Here is a 16626-nt window from a genome sequence, read left to right as displayed (position 1 = left end):
CTGACGAGATATTGCTATCTCATGTTTGATCTCACTAAAAGCAAGATCGGTTTAACTCACTCGTTGTTCAGTTTTCAAAGATCAACTTATTCAGTGTCGCTTTGCATTCTCTCGCTTCAGCAACTTTTATATCTTATCACACTCGCTTTGGTTTTGCAAGCTTTTTTTCAGAAAGTTTTTTCTTCAAAAGTGCTCTCGCTAACCCTCGTATGATCCGGCATTTCGCGGCCGGAAATAAAATATATCATATTCCGACCGGATAACGCAACCTTTTTCTAGACTTAATATAAATGTAAAATATTCCATCATCAAACTTGCTGTTGGCCAGATCTCTTGGGCCATATTGTATAACTGAAGCTGATGACAAAATCGATAACCACAACCGCTCCCCACCAGAGAGCCATGTCTGCCAGCTGCTGTGTTCGATCAGCGTCCCCAACAATCCAGATCATGAATAGAAGGAGCAGGGATCCCAGCCCCCATGCCAGAAGATGGCGATACCATCCTTCACGCTCCATTCGGGCATGAGCTTTGCCATGCTTGGGTTTTGCCGCTGGCTTCGTACCTTTAGCAAACCTATAGGCAAAATGTCCATCCGCCCATTTGATGATCCGGTGACCAAAGGCTACTGTAACTCCTATATATACAGCTGCCAATCCATGTACCAGCTCAGCTGTTGCTCCATTTCTCAAATCAATAATGGTAACAGCAATCAACACCACATCTACGACCGGCGTACTTGCCAGCAGCACCGCCCCTGTCTTTTTCCATCCAATAAGATATCGTGCAACCAGGCCCGCTAATACGAAAACCCAGAATGCAATCTCACAGCCTATGATTAATGCCGCAATCATCCGTCTCTTTTCCCCATTTCTTATGTCTGTTTTATTTAAAACAACTGTACCAAAATAATATAGCACATATGTACTAAATAAACAATGCCGTGCTATACTAGAATCATGCCTAAAATCGTAAATCATGACCACCAAAAACAAAAAGTCGCTGAAGCTGCCTGGAGAGTCATTCTCAAGCAGGGTATGGAGCAGGCCTCTGTTCGAAACATTGCGGATGAAGCAGGTCTGTCGGTCGGTTCCCTTCGTCATTACTTCGCCACCCAGTCTGATCTGTATGCCTATTCCATGAATATGGTTTCGGAAAGAGTGGCCCAGCGCATTCAAAATATCAAATTTTCTGGCGATGTGCTGCATGACGGCCCTCTGCTTGTTCACGAGATCCTGCCGCTGGATCAGGAGACGAGACTGGAAATGGAGGTATGGTTCGCTTTTGTCGTCAAGTCTTTATCCGACCTTTCCCTGGAGTCCCTCCGTAAAGAAGTAGATCGTCATATGCGCGTGATATTTACCTCCATTGTACAAGGACTGATCGATCAGAGCCTGGCCAAGCCCGATCTGAATGCAGACTTTGAGGCTGAGCGTTTTTACGCGCTTGTTGACGGGCTGGCGATGCACGCCATTTTGCGGCCAGAACTTCTTCCACCGGATAAGATTAAAGCGTTGATTAGACATCATCTCTACTCGTTGTGCATATCAGAGGTACGTGGTCCTGATCCATCATAAAGCCCCTAAACAAGAAAGAGCCCTGCACTTGGTGCGGGGCTCTTTCTTTCATGTATTATTGCCAGCTTAGTCCAGCGAACGGTTACGCATATGCGGAAACAGCAGCACGTCGCGGATGGACGGTGAGTTGGTCAGCAGCATGATCAGACGATCGACACCGATGCCCAGTCCGCCGGTTGGCGGCATACCGTATTCCAAGGCGCGTAGGAAGTCCTCGTCCATTTCATGGGCCTCATCGTTCCCCTGCTCACGTTCTTTGATCTGTGATTCAAAACGCTGGCGCTGATCGATCGGATCATTCAGCTCCGAGAACGCGTTGGCATGTTCACGGGCTACGATAAACAGTTCAAAGCGATCGGTGAAGCGCGGATCCAGATCATTCTTCTTCGCGAGCGGAGAGATTTCTACCGGGTGCCCTGTCACAAACGTCGGCTGAATCAGCGTCTCTTCTACAAACTGCTCGAAAAATGCATTCAAAATATGTCCAAAAGTCATATGCTTCTCAACAGGAACCTTATGCTCCTTGGCGAGTGCATGTGCTTCTTCATTAGACATTTGCACACCGAAGTCGACTCCAGTCACTTCTTTTACCGCATCCACCATGGATACACGACGCCATTGCGGTGTAAGATCAACCTGCTGGCCCTGATAATCAATGACCTGGGTTCCCAGCACTTCTTGGGCGATATGCGCAATCAAATTCTCCGTCAATGCCATAATATCCTTGTAATCCGCATAAGCTTCATACAGTTCAATCATCGTAAACTCCGGATTATGACGCGTTGAGATCCCTTCATTACGGTATACCCGGCCGATTTCATACACCTTCTCCAGGCCGCCGACAATCAGGCGCTTCAGGTGAAGCTCAATGGCAATACGCATATACAGTTCCATATCGAGTGCATTGTGATGGGTAATAAAAGGACGTGCCGCAGCGCCGCCCGCAATAGCGTGCAGTGTCGGCGTCTCCACTTCAAGATAACCATGGGAATCCAGGTAGCGGCGCATCGACTGAATGACCCGGGAACGGGTGATGAACGTTTTCTGAACATCCGGATTGATGATCAGATCGACATAACGCTGACGGTAACGGAGTTCAACATCCTTCAAGCCGTGGAATTTCTCGGGCAGCGGATAAAGAGACTTGGAGAGCACTTCAAGGTTCTTGACCTTGACCGTCGTTTCTCCGGTTTTGGTTTTAAACAGCGTACCCTTCACTCCGATAATGTCACCCAAATCGAGAATGCTGAATGCTTCATACTTATCGGCAGGCACGGTATCCTGGCGCACATAAATCTGAATACGGCCGCTCAAGTCCTGGATATGGGCAAACGAAGCTTTTCCCATTCCGCGCTTGGCCATAATCCGGCCGGCCAGATTGACCTCAACCTGCTTCTCCTCCAGCTCTTCCTTGCTTAAGGCTTCGTATGTTTGCAGCAGTTCCCCGGCATTGTCGCTTCGCTCATACTTTCCGCCAAACGGATCGATACCGAGTTTGCGCAGCTCGTCCAGCTTGGCACGCCGGATCTGCAGAAGCTCGCTCAGTTCCTGTTCCTGCTCGTGTTGATTGTTTTCTTCCGTCATCGTAACGCTCATCTCCTTCATTCTCATCAATAGCGAAAAAAGCTCCCCGGAGGAAGCTTTCACGCACGCTGATCCAACTTACTTCTTAATATCCACAATTTTATATTGAATAACACCGGCCGGTACGCTTACATCAACGACTGAACCTTTGGCTTTGCCGATAATGGCCTTGCCGACAGGGCTCTCATTGGAGATTTTATTGTTGAGCGGATCGGACTCCGCGGTACCAACGATCGTATATTCCATCGTGTCGCCAAATTCCATATCCTCTACAATAACGGTATTTCCGACACCTACAGCGTCTGTATTAATATCATCATTATTGATAATGCGGGCATTGCGGAGTAATTTTTCCAGCGTAATGATACGGCCTTCGATAAAAGCTTGTTCGTTCTTGGCATCCTCGTACTCGGAGTTTTCACTAATATCTCCGTATCCAATAGCAACCTTGATACGCTCTGCGACTTCACGCCGTTTAACGGACTTCAGGTTCTCGAGTTCGTCTTCCAGCTTTTTCAGACCATCCTGTGTAAGAATGACTTCCTTATCGCTCATCTCAACCGATTCTCCTGTCATGTAAAAAATTTAAACCACCATACCACCATACTATATGCAAATCTCCGGGGATCAGAACTTTCCCTCCCCTGATGTCTGTACAATATCCAGGCGAATTTATACTGAGAAATTATATGGGAACCATTAAAAAAAGTCAATGAGCGTTACGGCTCCGGCTGAAAACGCTCTCCTCTGTCAGACAGATTCCAAACGTTACAGCACACAGGCCGTGCACGCACGCTATAAAATTACATGGCAGAAATGGCCTGCGGGTACGCACTTTCTACTCCCACTCCGCTTGGATCCAGATTGCGAATAAAATCATTCAGCAGACTGACCATTTCGTCACGTTTGGTTTCTTCCATAATGATATCCTTGATCCGTGCAGATCCTTTTAGGCCTTTCAGATACCAGGCCAGATGCTTTCTCATTTCACGTACAGCCACACCCTCACCCCTGAGGGCAATCAAACGGTCCATATGCAAAATGGCAATCCGGATTTTCTCATGAGCCGGCGGATCCGGCAGCAGCTTACCTGTCTTTAAATACTCCACCGTGCGGTAGAGCATCCATGGATTGCCCAATGCACCGCGTCCGATCATCACGCCGTCGCATCCTGTCTGCTCCAGCATACGCTGCGCATCTTCAGGAGTAACAACATCACCATTACCAATGACCGGAATGGATACCGCTTCCTTCACCTGCTTTATAATGTCCCAGTCTGCATGACCGGTATACAGCTGTTCACGAGTGCGCCCGTGCACACTTACAGCCTGACCGCCAGCACGCTCGACCGCCTGGGCATTTTCCACGGCATATATGTGGTCACTGTCCCATCCGGTTCGCATCTTGACCGTTACGGGTTTGTTGACCGCATCCACGACCGCAGCGACCATTTCGTAAATTTTGCTCGAATCCAGCAGCCAGCGGGCACCTGCATCCATCTTCGTCACCTTTGGAGCCGGACAACCCATGTTAATATCAATAATATCTGCATTGGTCTGCTGGTCCACAACCTTGGCTGCTTCCACCAGCGCGTCCCGGTCTCCTCCAAAAATCTGAAGGCTCAGCGGTTTCTCACGCTCATCCACGAACAGCATTTCCTGTGTACGCTTGTTGCCGTGAACAATCGCCTTCCCGCTCACCATCTCCGCACATACCAGACCGGTGCCAAATTCTTTGGCAATCAAGCGAAAAGCCGGGTTGCACACACCCGCCATCGGGGCAAGGACAACCTGGTTTTTCATCTCGATATTTCCGATTTTGAGCATCCGTAAAATCACTCCTTTGTTCGTTCGAATGGGTACTCCTGTTTCGTTGATCGATCATCTATACCATCAGCCGCGTTTGGCGAGTTCTTCAATCGTAATTCCCAACACGTCTGCAATATGGTTCAAAAGCGTCTCGTCCGCCCGGCGGTTACCCCGCTCGACCGCTCCCAGCACAGCCAGGGACACCCCGATTTTTGAGGCAAGCTCCTGCTGGGTCAGGCCTTTTAATTTCCTGAAAGCGCGGATTCGCTGGGCCAGCTGCATGTTTTCCAAAGCTGAATTCCTTCCTTTCCTTCCAGTCTTTCAAGCGCTGTCTTCACCGTAGTATGCAGACCTGAAGGTTCACTGCCGGGTACAACTTCAGCCAGCGGCATGAGCACAAATGCCCGCTCCAGCATTCGGGGATGGGGCAGTACAAGCTTTTCCGTATTCATCGTGCAGCCTTCCATCCACAATAGATCCAGATCCACCGTCCGGGGACCCCAATGAATCATTCGTTTTCGTCCCAGACGGTTCTCAATGGTCTGCATGACGGACAGCAGCTCAAGCGGCGGCAGGCTTGTCGATATGGCGGCTGCCATGTTGAGGAACATGGGCTGGTCCACATAACCTACCGGCTCTGTCTCGTATATACCGGAACAGCGCAGAACATGAATGTTCTTATGCTGATCCAGAGATTTTAAAGCTTCTATAAGTGTAGCTTCACGGTTGCCCAAATTAGCCCCTAAAGCAATATAAGCCTCTGAGAAGTCAGAGGTGGCGTGTGTGTTCATGTTCGGTCTCACTTTCTGGTCCGGTGCAGCTCGATCGTAACACCCTCGAAATGTATATCAAATGGCGGATGCGGCTTGGTTACCTTCACGGTTAGTGCAACGATACTAGTATAAGTGTGCAGCACTTCGGATGCAATATGCTCCGCTAAAGCCTCAATCAGCTTAAACTGCTTATGATGCATAATGTTCTGAACCAGTTCGTGAACTTCTGCATAATTTACCGTTTGCGTCAGATCATCACTTGTACCTGCACCGCTTAGATCAAGTTCCATTTCCAAGTCAACATAATAGCGCTGTCCCAGCTTGCGCTCCTCTTCAAATACCCCGATATAACCATAATACTCCATCCTGCGCATGATCATCTTATCCATTTCACACTGCCGCCTTTCCTGTTGTGGTTATGTTGTCGATCCCTGAATGGTTACCCTCTTCAACCCGGGTGCAGCGTACAGCATCGCATCACTCATCATGACCGTTCGTTTGATTTCTTTGACATCATGCACACGGACCAGCTGACAGCCCTGCGCAATACCGAAGGCGACCGTCGCGGCCGTACCTTCTATAACATCATCAACCGGCAAATCAAGGGCCGTGCGAATAAATTTTTTGCGGGACGTAGCGAGCAGAATAGGGTATCCCAGACCCGCCAGCTCATCCAGGGACATCATGACTTTCATGTTCTCCGTGTAATCTTTGGCAAAGCCGATGCCTGGATCCAATATAATCCGGTTTGCATTAACGCCCGCACTCCGGGCAAGATGTACGCTCTCCATCAAGTCGGATTTAACGTCCTCCATTAGATTACGATAATCGCGGTTTGACCGGTTGTGCATTAAAATAATGGGGCAGTCCAGCTCAGCCGCTACCGCCGCCATACCCGGATCAGCCTTGCATCCCCAAACATCATTGATGATATGGGCTCCGGCCATCAGTGCCTGCCTCGCTACCTCCGCTTTATAGGTATCAATGGAGAGTGGAATATGAGGCGCTTCACGATGGATTGCCTGTATAACCGGAAGAACACGCTCCAGTTCTTCGTCCGCGCTGATACTCACATGTCCGGGACGAGTAGACTCACCGCCAATATCGATCAGGTCGGCACCCTCGGCAGCGAGCTGAAGTGCATGCTGGACCGCACGGTCCGTATCGTTGAAGCGTCCCCCGTCCGAGAACGAATCCGGCGTTACATTCAAGATGCCCATAATGAGGGTGGATGTACCGAGCTTCAACTCACTATCCCCGCATTGGTAGGTCTGCTCATAGATCGTTGTCTTCATGACTCATCCTGCTTTCTTCCGGTCAGCCTGCGATAGGCATTCCGTAATTGTTCCGTTAGAGGTCCCGCTAAACCGTGCCCGACAATTACAGGACTAGCTTCTGGTGCAAGAAGGGTGGTGATTGGCATCAGCTCCTGCACGGAACCGGTAGAAAATACCTCTTGTGCGTCCAACAGATCCTGCCAGCGGTAACGTCCCTCTGATACGGTAATTCCTTGTTCCCGTGCCAGTTCCATGACGACTGCACGCGTAATCCCAGGCAGAATCCCGGTACCCAGATCCGGTGTGCACAAGATGTCATCTTTTATAAAAAACAGATTACTTACAATCCCTTCTGCCAGTTCGCCGCTCCCGGTCAGCATGCAGCCTTCAGCCTGCAGGGCACAGGCTTCGGGATAGGATTGAAGCTCTCTTTTGGCCATAATATTGTTCATGTAATGCAGGGACTTCAATCTCCATTGTGTCTCAGGCGTGTTGCGGGGTGTCTTGAGCAGCTGCAGGGCCTTACCTTGGCGGTATACAGAGTCCGGAATCTCCGGCAGCGGCTTTGCGAGTATGAGCTGCTGCGGCTCTTTGTATACACCACCCGGCAGACCCAGTACATCCGCCCCCGCTGTCACGGTAAACCGAATATATGCCTCTTGCCAGCCATTGGCTTCAAGCAGCCGGCTGATCCATGATCTGAGATGGGCTATGTCCGGCTCGTACTGGATGCCAATCAGGCGGCAGCTCTCTATCAGCCGCTCGACATGCCGGTCCAGCAGAAAAGGTGTTCCGCCATAGGTACGGAAGGTTTCAAACAGTCCCATGCCGTACAGCAGACCATGATCCATAATGGATACCGTCACCTGATCTGCCGGAATCACTTCTCCGTTGATACCAGCATAAATCATGCTTTGGCGCCTGCCTTGTTGTTCAGGAAATTACGAAGCATTTGATGTCCGTGGTCTGTAATGATGGATTCCGGATGAAACTGGACACCTTCGATAAGATATTCTTTATGTTTCAAGCCCATGATTTCGCCTTCTTCCGTCCAAGCGGTAATCTCCAGGCATTCAGGGAGACTTTCCTTCTCCACGAGCAGGGAGTGATAGCGCGTTGCGATAAACGGATCAGGAAGCCCTTGAAACACTGAGGTTCCATGATGGTGAATCGGTGAGGTTTTACCATGCATCAGGCGTTCGGCGCGGATCACTTTACCGCCGAATACCTGTCCGATCGCCTGATGTCCCAAACACACGCCAAAAATCGGAATGCTTCCCTTAAACCGCTCGATGATCTCAAGACTGATCCCTGCTTCATTGGGCGTACAAGGACCGGGGGAAATGAGAATATGATCCGGTGCCAGTGCTTCAATGCCGGCCGTATCAATCTCGTCGTTACGGAATACTTGAATATCTTCTCCCAGCTCGCCAAGGTACTGAACCAGGTTGTACGTAAATGAATCGTAATTATCAATCACCAGAATCATCGTAGATCTCCCCCTAGGTTAATGCCGCAGATGCGGTCTCTTCTTCACTGCACATGACAGCTGCAATCAATGCTTTGGCTTTGTTGTGGCATTCACGGTATTCCCGGTACGGATCAGAGTCGATCACGATACCGGCGCCTGCCTGTATATATCCAATGCCGTCCTGCACAGCCAAAGTCCGGATGATGATGTTTAATTCCATATCTCCATTATAGTCGATCCACCCCATAGAGCCTGTGTAAGGTCCCCGGGTGACCGGTTCCAGCTCTTCAATAATTTCCATGGTCCGGATTTTCGGTGCACCGGTAATGGTCCCCCCAGGAAATGTCGCAGCAATGACATCATAAGCCTGCTTGCCGCAAGCGAGCCGGCCCTCCACCTGAGATACCAAATGCATCACATGCGAATACCGTTCAATGGTCATCAATTCAGGTACATGAACCGAGCCGTAAGCCGCAATGCGTCCGATATCGTTGCGTTCCAGATCGACCAGCATAATATGCTCCGCACGTTCTTTTTCCGTATGCAGCAGCTCCGTTTCCATGGCGGCATCCTCTTCCGGGGACGCTCCCCGCCGGCGTGTTCCTGCAATCGGCCTGGCGGATACACGGTCACCAGCCAGCTTGACCAGCAGCTCTGGCGACCCGCTCGCAAGCTTGAAGTCCGGTGACGTGATATATCCCATATAGGGAGAAGGATTGAGAATCCGCAGCCATTCATACACATCCGCCGGATCTGACTTCAGACGGAGTTTGCGCCGCAGCGATAAATTCACCTGAAACACATCTCCGTTCCGGATGTATTCCTGAATGGATCTCACTGCCTGTTCAAAAGCTTCCTGGGAAAAATCGCTGTCCAGCGCATCCCATCCCGCGACATCCGGTCCCAGCAGGGACTGTGCTTTCAATCTTCGGGAAGATTGATCACAAGAGTCTCTGCCTTCATTGACCGCACTGTCCATAAAATCATCCCATCGGGAGAGCATATGGTGCAATCTGTCTTCCGCTTGATGATAGAGCCTGGTCAGTGTTTCCCTGTCAGATGGATGTTCATGATCCCATGGACTGTGTACCGCGCAATAGAGTGCCTGTTCATGGTGATCGTAGATCCAGACTTCCTCCATGCGCATCCATAGATAATCCGGAAAGCCTGCATCATCACGGGCCAAAGCCGGGAGCTGTTCCAAGGTACGGATCACGTCGTAGCCGAGAAATCCGGCACAGCCGCCTTGAAAGTCCGGCCATCCCGGGACACGCGGTGAACGATAAGGTTCCATCCACTCTTTCAGCAAATGAAGCGGTTTGCCCTGCAGCTTCTGAATGTCCCCGGTCATGAGATTTCGTACTTGCCCTGCCGTCCCCTTGCCGGTCAAGACCGATACGGGTTCCAGTCCAAGATACGTATACCTGCCGCCTTTTCCGCTTTCCAGCACAAACGAATAGGGAGAGGACGTCTGCCACGCCTTTTTCCATGTTTCAGGCAGTTCCGGGTAAACCTTGGACGACTTCGCCAAAAGCGGCAGCATGGTCCAGCCTTCCTTCACCCAATGCAGCCAATCATCTAACATCACTGTATTTTCCATGCCTGTCCTCCCTATCCGTAAAATGCGCTCTGTTGCCTGTCAGTATACTGCATCCCGGGAATCTTGAAAACCCCGCAGTGAAAGCGATGAAAAACTTTTCCTATAGAGTGTGGCTTTCTGAGAACAGCAAAGCCTCCAGTGCAAATTGCATTGGAGGCTTTGCCCGCTTATTCTAATATGTCCACCGCAGTGAATTAAGCTTCAAAATTATACAGCGGTGTGCTGAGATAACGTTCGCCGTTGCTTGGGATGATCACAACGACACGCTTGCCTTTACCGAGCTCTTTCGCAACTTTCAGAGCAGCATATACAGCAGCACCTGAAGAAATACCGGCCAGAACGCCCTCTTCTTTCGCTACACGGCGCGCAGTTTCAAATGCATCATCATTCTCGACATGGATAATTTCGTCATAAATCTCTTGGTTCAGGATTTCAGGAATGAAGTTAGCTCCAATCCCCTGGATTTTGTGAGGTCCTGGTTTTCCGCCGGCGAGAATTGGCGAAGCTGCTGGTTCAACCGCATAGATCTTCACATCCGGGAATGCCTGCTTCAGTACTTCACCAGCTCCGGAGATCGTTCCTCCTGTACCGATCCCTGCAATAAACGCGTCGAGCGAGCCTCCGACAGACTCGATCGCTTCCACGATTTCAGGTCCTGTTGTTTCACGGTGAATTTTAACATTCGCCTGGTTTCTGAACTGTTCAGCCATGAAGTAGGTCGGATTCTCACGAACCAGTTCATCCGCTTTCTTCACCGCACCGTTCATGCCTTCCGATCCTGGAGTAAGCACCAGCTCCGCTCCATAAGCACGAAGCAGGTTGCGGCGCTCCAAGCTCATGGTTTCAGGCATTACGATAACAGCCTTATAACCTTTCGCTGCGGCTACCATCGCAAGGCCGATACCGGTATTCCCGCTCGTCGCTTCTACAATCGTATCGCCAGGATTCAGTTTGCCTTCCTTCTCCGCTTCTTCTACAATACTAACCGCGATCCGGTCCTTCACGCTTGAACCCGGGTTCTGGTACTCCAGCTTCAGGTAGATTTCTGCGCTGTCCTCTTGAGCAAGACGGTTCAAGCGAACCAGCGGTGTTCCTCCGATCAATTCAGTTACATTGTTGACGACTTTAGCCATGTTAAAAGGCCTCCCTTTATAAATAATAACTGCCGTGTTCATTATGAATAATCTGTTGATTCTGGCTGTTTCTGTATTGATCTTTTATCATTTTTAATATCCGAGTAAAGCGCTGGGATTTATATTGCTATCTTAACAAGCTTACAGACCCATGTCAATACGCTAATCCTGGACCACAGCATGTAATCAAAAAAAGTGCAGCATAAAAAAGCAAGCCTTGGCAGCCGGGGAAACATTCGCTGCAAAGGCTTGCTTTATTGGCGTGCTCCCGGCGTTTCCAGTACACCGGCTACAATGCGGGCTGCATACTTATCCCGCAGCCGCTGCTCCAGTTCCGACAGCGACTCGGAGCGTTCCAGCGCCATCTGCCTGCGCACCGTTTCACGAACAAGCTGCTCATCTTCTTTTTCCGGCACCAGAATATTTCTGACATAGACGATGATGTATCCGTCTTCCAGGACAATTGGACCTGCGATATCGCCTTTACTGAGCTCGCTTACCGCCATCATCAGTTCCTCCGGCTGAAAAGGATCGTCTTCTTCAATCAAGCCCAGCCGGCCGCCGTTTTCCTTTGTGTACTCATCAATCGATAATTCTGAAGCCAGGTCAGCAAACGGCTCACCGCGCTCAAGCCGATCCATGACGTCATCCGCCAATGCCTCATCAGCCACCTTGATGATAGAGAGATCCAGCTGTTTCTTGGGACGGAACTGATCCGGGTGTTCGGCTAAATAATCGTCGATTTCAGCCTCTTCGATCTGGATGTCTGCCGTCGCTATTTTTTCAAGTTTCAGCCTGTATTCCGTTTCCGCCCGCAGCACATCTTCTGACAATCCCAGCTGCTGCTGCATTTCCTGCAGGAAAATCTCCATGGAGCCGTATGCCTGCCCCATCCGCTTCAGCTCGAGGTCAACCTCATCCATGGTCATTTCAATCCCGGCTTTTTGTGCCTCCAGATCCACCACTTGACGGTTCATCATCGTCATCAGCACTTCACTGCCGTATCTCTTCTTAAGTTCCTGATTCCATTCTTCTTCCGTTATCGCTCTGTCCTGCACCGTTGCAACGGCTGGGGAGTCGGCGTTTGAGCGTGGATCTCTCTGCTCTTTGAACAAAGCGCCCGAGAACAGCATCCAGCTCCCCAAAAACAGCAGTGCCACTGACAAGGCCATGACGGTCGTCCAAAGTGCCTTCTCTTGTCTCGTCATTGGCTGTTCATTCCAATACTTTAAGATTTGGCCCGTTGTAAAACGGCTCTCAGATCCTGCTCGTTAAAAGTATAAACTTCATTGCAAAAATGACAGGTTACCTCTGCCTTGCGGTCCTCATCAATCATCTGCTGCAGTTCACTTTCACCCATGCTAATCAGCGCGCGTTCCACCCGTTCCTGCGAACAATCACAAGAAAACCGAACCTCGGTCTCTTCCAGAATCGTCACATCCGGCAGCAGACGCTTCAGGATGTCCTCCAGATCAAGGCCTTCTTCCAGCAGTGTAGTGATCGGTGGTATGTTACCGATCGCTTTTTCAATCTCACTGATCTCATCATCGGTAATGCCAGGCAGCAGCTGGATGATAAAGCCTCCTGCATTCGCCACCGAGTAATCAGGTGAGACCAGCACACCCAGGCTTACTGCAGAATTGGTTTGCTCTGATACGGCAAAATAGTACGTAAAGTCCTCTGCCAGCTCTCCGGAAATGATCGGCACACTCCCCCGATACGGTTCCTTCAGGCCAAGATCCTTGATAACGTGAATGTAGCCCGTGCTGCCGACAGCAGCTGCGACATTCATCTTGCCGGGCCGGATATTGGTCATCTCCACATGAGGGTTATTCACATAACCTCGCACTCCTCCATGAGCATCGGCTTCGGCCGAGATAAGGCCGATGGGGCCGTCACCACGGACCTGAATGCTCAACCGCTCTTCCCCTTTCATCATGGCGCCCATCATGGCTGCAGCGGAGACCGTGCGTCCCAAAGCGGCTGTTACGACGGGAAATGTGTCATGTCTGCTCCGCAGTTCCTCCACCAGATCCGTGGTGCGCACAGCAAATGCACGGACCTTGCCGTTCATTGCCGTCCCCCGGAGGATGCGGTCTTTGTGGTTATCCATCTTACAGCCTCCTTTGTTCCTAGTGTGTATGGTTAGTTGCGTTCATAAATAATTCTTAAGCCTTCCAGTGTCAAAAGCGGATCAATCTCATCAATGCAGCCAGTCTCACCCGAGATCAGCTCGGCCAGACCGCCGGTTGCCACAACCTTGACTGTATCTGTTCCCATTTCTGCTTTAATGCGCTTCACCAGGCCTTCTACCTGTCCGGCATATCCGAAAATAATGCCAGACTGCATAGCGTGCACCGTGTTTCGTCCGATTGCCTTTTTAGGCTTCTCCAATTCGATACGGGGAAGCTTGGAAGCCCGCTGAACGAGCGCCTCAGCTGCAATGCCGATCCCCGGCACAATCGCTCCGCCGAGATAGCTGCCGCTGGCATCAATGCAGTCGAATGTCGTCGCAGTGCCGAAATCCACCACAATCAGCGGACCCTCGCCATATTTTTCTACAGCAGCCACGGCATTGACGATTCGGTCTGCACCCACTTCGCGAGGGTTCTCGTTCCGCAGATTCAGACCGGTCTTAATGCCTGGGCCAACAATTAGCGGATCTCTTTTCAAATATTTCAGGCACATCTCCTCCACCACCCGAACGAGCGGAGGAACTACGGAAGAAACGATAACACCTTCAATGTCGTTTACCGATATCTGGGACATTTGAAACAAATTATGGATCAAAACACCGTATTCATCCACCGTAGACTGGCGGGAGGTGCTGATCCGGAAATCGTGAAGCAGCTCTTTTCCTTTATAGACACCCAGCACGATATTCGTGTTGCCCACGTCAACAACGAGAATCATCCTGCCACGCTCCCTTTTTGGGCATTGAGATCCAGGCTGATATCCAGACTGCTGAATGAATACGTCAGCCGCCCTACCGAAATAACATCGACGCCGCTCTCGGCAATACCGCGTATGGTGTCCAGGTTAACATTGCCTGAAGCTTCAGTGATTACATGCGGCGCCTGAGATTTAATCATAGCTACCGCTTCCGCCATCATCTGCGGTTTCATGTTATCCAGCATGATAATGTCCGCACCAGCTTTAATGGCTTCCTGCACCTGTTCAAAATTTTCGGTTTCCACTTCAATTTTCATTGTATGAGGAATCTGCTTCCGAGCACGGGTTACGGCCTCGGTAATGCCCCCCGCTCCCTTGATATGATTGTCTTTAATCATAACAGCGTCATACAGTCCAAACCGGTGGTTTGCACCGCCGCCGACGGTCACTGCATATTTCTCCAGCATGCGGTGGCCCGGCGTCGTCTTCCGGGTATCGACCAGCCGTGTCGGCAAGCCTTCAAGGACATCCACATACGTGCGGGTTGTGGTTGCGATCCCGGACATACGCTGCAGCAAATTGAGGGCAAGCCGCTCACCCGTTAAGATCCGGTGGGTGCTTCCCTCGACCTCGGCCAGAATATCTCCTTTTTCTACCCGCTCTCCGTCCTGCACCATTGGCCTGAACAAGAGCGCGGCATCCACGATCTGAAACACGAGTTCAGCGGCAGGCATACCTGCCACGATTCCGCCTTCCTTCGCGTGAATGACCGCTTTGGATTGGTGTCCCTGGGGGATCGTATACAAGGTGGTGATATCTCCGGACCCGACATCTTCTGAAAGCCAGGACCGGATATCCACCGCCAGATTTTCATTATATCCATTAAACATCATCACTAATTTCCTCCGTCATCCCTTGATCGCGGACATGAACGATATGCTTGCGCCATACTTCATCATCCCGCTGCGGGAAGTCTTCCCGGTAATGAGCTCCCCGGCTCTCCTCACGATAAAGAGCTCCCTCAATAACTAGCAGGGAGACCGTGAGCAGATTGGCAAACTCATACTCCTCCCGACGGGTCAGCACCGACTGAAACAGCGGCAGCTGACGGTTCAGTTCCTCCAGCGCGCGAAGGAGCGTACCTCGGCTGCGTCTAAGACCCGCATACCGGACCATAACTTTTTGCAGCTTCAGTCTTCGCTCTACAATCGCCTGAGACGGAACTTCCTTTCGTTCCCAGCTGAAGGCGGTCGGCATTTGGGCTTTCGACACGGGCGGAAGCTCTCGAATTTTATCTGCGATACGCCGTCCGTATACGAGTGCCTCAGTCAGCGAGTTGCTCGCGAGGCGATTCGCGCCATGCACACCGGTTGAAGAAACTTCACCGCTGGCAAACAGCCGGGAGATACTGCTCTCTCCCTGCAGATTTGTTTTTACCCCGCCCATCATGTAGTGCGCAGCCGGAGATACCGGAATCCAGTCGCTGGTCAGGTCCAGGCCAAACTGCATGCAGGTTTGGTAGATGGTCGGAAAGCGGTGTTTGATCATATCTGAAGACTCATGCGTTATATCGAGATAGACAAACGTAGAACGGGTCTCTTCCATCTCACTGACAATCGCTCGGGCTACAATATCCCGCGGTGCGAGCTCCAAAAGCTCATGGTACCGGTGCATAAAGCGCTCACCTTTAATATTGCGCAGATAAGCACCTTCTCCGCGGACCGCCTCCGAAATCAGAAACCGGGGGGCACCCGGATAACTGAGCGCCGTCGGATGAAACTGAATAAACTCCATATCCCTTATCTCCGCGCCCGCCCGGTAAGCCATGGCCACACCATCTGCCGTAGCTACTTCCGGATTGGTTGTATATCGGTACAGCTGTCCTGCTCCGCCTGAGCATAGCACAGTCGCCTCTCCGCGTACAAACACGCGGCTGCCATCCGGCATCTGAACAACAGCTCCAAGGCACTCCTCATTCCAGGTCACTAGATCGATGACGAAATGATCATCCCATACCTCAACCTGAGGATGCTGTTCCACTTGCGAAGCAAGCGCTCTGACAATCTCATGGCCTGTGGCATCCCCGTTTGCATGAAGAATACGCCGGTGACTATGGGCTCCTTCTTTCGTCAGCGCAAGTACACCGTCTTCCTCATCAAATAGGGTACCCAAACGCATTAATTCTCTCACACCCCGAGGTCCTTCATGCACAAGTACGTCCACGGCAGACGAAGAGCATAATCCTGCACCCGCCATCAGCGTGTCTTGACGGTGATACAGCGGCGAATCCTCTTCTGCCGTCACGGCCGCGATCCCGCCCTGTGCATAACGGGTATTGCTCTCAAGCAGTGTTTTTTTGGTGATCAGCAGCACACGCCGATCCTCAGCCACATCGATGGCTGTATATAAACCGGCAATTCCGGAACCGATGACAATGACATCAGTGGAAACGACGGGAAGCTGGGTCCAGTCGATATCAATCAGGTACTGCGGTATCACGGTGGTCTCCCC

At 50.9% G+C, this 16626-nt stretch carries 18 protein-coding genes; 1 reads left to right on the top strand and 17 read right to left on the bottom strand.

All coding sequences use genetic code 11. The annotated features are described in order from the left end of the window. Positions 1–308 precede the first annotated feature (308 nt). Positions 309–854 (bottom strand): hypothetical protein, encoded by a 546-nt coding sequence (locus HII30_RS18640; protein ID WP_169506553.1) that lies wholly within the window; start codon positions 852–854, stop codon positions 309–311. Between the two features lie 105 nt (positions 855–959). On the opposite strand from HII30_RS18640, the gene HII30_RS18635 reads away from it, so the two are divergent. After that, entirely contained in the window at positions 960–1577 is a 618-nt protein-coding gene (locus HII30_RS18635; RefSeq protein ID WP_169506552.1) for a TetR/AcrR family transcriptional regulator, read from the top strand. A gap of 66 nt (positions 1578–1643) precedes the next feature. Here HII30_RS18635 and lysS read toward each other — a convergent pair whose 3' ends face one another. The 16 genes from lysS to nadB all read right to left on the bottom strand — a co-directional run bounded on the left by lysS (position 1644) and on the right by nadB (position 16614). After that, entirely contained in the window at positions 1644–3161 is a 1518-nt protein-coding gene (gene lysS / locus HII30_RS18630) for a lysine--tRNA ligase (RefSeq protein ID WP_169506557.1), read from the bottom strand. Positions 3162–3239: 78 nt separating this feature from the next. Further along, entirely contained in the window at positions 3240–3716 is a 477-nt protein-coding gene (greA, locus tag HII30_RS18625) for a transcription elongation factor GreA (RefSeq protein ID WP_169506551.1), read from the bottom strand. Positions 3717–3964: 248 nt separating this feature from the next. Continuing rightward, positions 3965–4987: a tRNA dihydrouridine synthase DusB gene (gene dusB / locus HII30_RS18620; protein ID WP_169506550.1), complete on the bottom strand. Its 1023-nt coding sequence runs from the start codon at positions 4985–4987 to the stop codon at positions 3965–3967. Between the two features lie 66 nt (positions 4988–5053). Beyond that, positions 5054–5260, bottom strand: coding sequence for a helix-turn-helix domain-containing protein (locus HII30_RS18615; protein ID WP_169506549.1), 207 nt, complete (start codon positions 5258–5260; stop codon positions 5054–5056). Continuing rightward, positions 5212–5760, bottom strand: a complete 549-nt coding sequence (folK, locus tag HII30_RS18610) for a 2-amino-4-hydroxy-6-hydroxymethyldihydropteridine diphosphokinase (RefSeq protein WP_169506548.1) — start codon at positions 5758–5760, stop codon at positions 5212–5214. Before folK ends, HII30_RS18615 begins: the two co-directional genes overlap by 49 nt. An 8-nt stretch (positions 5761–5768) precedes the next feature. Then, positions 5769–6131, bottom strand: coding sequence for a dihydroneopterin aldolase (gene folB / locus HII30_RS18605; RefSeq protein ID WP_169506547.1), 363 nt, complete (start codon positions 6129–6131; stop codon positions 5769–5771). A 27-nt stretch (positions 6132–6158) separates the two neighbouring features. After that, complete coding sequence (gene folP / locus HII30_RS18600) at positions 6159–7037, bottom strand: dihydropteroate synthase (RefSeq protein WP_169506546.1); 879 nt, start codon at positions 7035–7037, stop codon at positions 6159–6161. Further along, positions 7034–7930 (bottom strand): aminotransferase class IV, encoded by an 897-nt coding sequence (locus HII30_RS18595; RefSeq protein WP_169506545.1) that lies wholly within the window; start codon positions 7928–7930, stop codon positions 7034–7036. The genes folP and HII30_RS18595 overlap by 4 nt, the downstream gene beginning before the upstream one ends. Beyond that, a complete protein-coding gene (pabA, locus tag HII30_RS18590; RefSeq protein WP_169506544.1) occupies positions 7927–8508 on the bottom strand; it encodes an aminodeoxychorismate/anthranilate synthase component II in 582 nt (193 codons plus the stop codon). The genes HII30_RS18595 and pabA overlap by 4 nt, the downstream gene beginning before the upstream one ends. A gap of 13 nt (positions 8509–8521) precedes the next feature. Next, positions 8522–10090: an anthranilate synthase component I family protein gene (locus HII30_RS18585; protein WP_169506543.1), complete on the bottom strand. Its 1569-nt coding sequence runs from the start codon at positions 10088–10090 to the stop codon at positions 8522–8524. 194 nt (positions 10091–10284) lie between these two features. Further along, positions 10285–11223, bottom strand: coding sequence for a cysteine synthase A (cysK, locus tag HII30_RS18580; protein ID WP_169506542.1), 939 nt, complete (start codon positions 11221–11223; stop codon positions 10285–10287). Between the two features lie 254 nt (positions 11224–11477). After that, on the bottom strand, positions 11478–12431 hold the full coding sequence (locus HII30_RS18575) for a peptidyl-prolyl cis-trans isomerase (RefSeq protein WP_169506541.1): 954 nt from the start codon (positions 12429–12431) through the stop codon (positions 11478–11480). A 20-nt stretch (positions 12432–12451) separates the two neighbouring features. Beyond that, positions 12452–13336 (bottom strand): Hsp33 family molecular chaperone HslO, encoded by an 885-nt coding sequence (gene hslO / locus HII30_RS18570; RefSeq protein ID WP_169506540.1) that lies wholly within the window; start codon positions 13334–13336, stop codon positions 12452–12454. Positions 13337–13368: 32 nt separating this feature from the next. Further along, positions 13369–14136, bottom strand: coding sequence for a type III pantothenate kinase (locus HII30_RS18565; RefSeq protein WP_169506539.1), 768 nt, complete (start codon positions 14134–14136; stop codon positions 13369–13371). After that, positions 14133–15008: a carboxylating nicotinate-nucleotide diphosphorylase gene (gene nadC / locus HII30_RS18560; protein WP_169506538.1), complete on the bottom strand. Its 876-nt coding sequence runs from the start codon at positions 15006–15008 to the stop codon at positions 14133–14135. The genes HII30_RS18565 and nadC overlap by 4 nt, the downstream gene beginning before the upstream one ends. Further along, positions 14998–16614, bottom strand: coding sequence for an L-aspartate oxidase (gene nadB, locus HII30_RS18555; RefSeq protein WP_169506537.1), 1617 nt, complete (start codon positions 16612–16614; stop codon positions 14998–15000). Before nadB ends, nadC begins: the two co-directional genes overlap by 11 nt. Between the last annotated feature and the right edge of the window lie 12 nt (positions 16615–16626).

This window comes from Paenibacillus lemnae, assembly GCF_012933385.1.
Lineage (GTDB): Bacteria > Bacillota > Bacilli > Paenibacillales > Paenibacillaceae > Paenibacillus_AQ > Paenibacillus_AQ lemnae.
Note: the sequence above shows the minus strand (reverse complement) of the source record. Positions and strands in the feature narration are given on the sequence as shown.